At 44.7% G+C, this 219-nt stretch carries 1 tRNA gene; it reads left to right on the top strand.

Features of this window, described 5'->3' with window-relative positions:
• The first annotated feature begins 132 nt into the window (after positions 1 to 132).
• Positions 133 to 217, top strand: a tRNA-Leu gene (locus AN391_RS20220).
• The last annotated feature ends 2 nt before the right edge of the window (positions 218 to 219 follow it).

Raw genomic sequence — 219 nt, 5'->3', positions numbered from 1 at the left:
CAAGCGGTAAGGCACCAGGTTTTGATCCTGGCATTCCCAGGTTCAAATCCTGGTATCCCAGCCAACTTCTTCTACCAAAGAAACGTTGCTATAAAGAATTGCTCTGTTAAGAGTTTAAATATAAAAATGTATGCGGGAGTGGCGGAATTGGTAGACGCGCTGGATTTAGGTTCCAGTATCTTAGGATGTGAGAGTTCAAGTCTCTCCTTCCGCACCATG

The sequence above is a fragment of the Pseudoalteromonas sp. P1-13-1a genome, assembly GCF_001401875.1.
Lineage (GTDB): Bacteria > Pseudomonadota > Gammaproteobacteria > Enterobacterales > Alteromonadaceae > Pseudoalteromonas.
Note: the sequence above shows the minus strand (reverse complement) of the source record. Positions and strands in the feature narration are given on the sequence as shown.